Genomic DNA, 235 nt, shown 5'->3' with positions numbered 1-235 from the left:
AGGGCCACCACGCTGGCCCCGTGCATGGCTTCTACCTCCACCCCGGTTTTGTAGTGGGTCCGGACGGTCATCAGGATGCGGATTTCCATACCGTCCATTTCATATGCCACCCGGGCCTCCTCGATGGGCAGGGGGTGGCAGTCCGGCAACAGGTAGGGGGTTTGCTTTACCCCGAGCAGCCCGGCAGCCTTACTCATTTCCAATACATCCCCTTTGGGGACCCCGCCTTCCCGGA

General features: G+C 62.1%; 1 protein-coding gene. It reads right to left on the bottom strand.

Annotation, left to right across the window (positions count from 1 at the left end):
- Window positions 1-197: cyclic pyranopterin monophosphate synthase MoaC (locus ACRHNM_RS18210; protein ID WP_431138032.1), on the bottom strand; the 197-nt coding region annotated here is incomplete at its 3' end.
- Between the last annotated feature and the right edge of the window lie 38 nt (window positions 198-235).

Origin of the sequence: Psychroserpens mesophilus, from assembly GCF_050617655.1 — a bacterium.
In the GTDB taxonomy this organism is placed as follows: domain Bacteria; phylum Bacteroidota; class Bacteroidia; order Flavobacteriales; family Flavobacteriaceae; genus Psychroserpens; species Psychroserpens mesophilus_A.
Note: the sequence above shows the minus strand (reverse complement) of the source record. Positions and strands in the feature narration are given on the sequence as shown.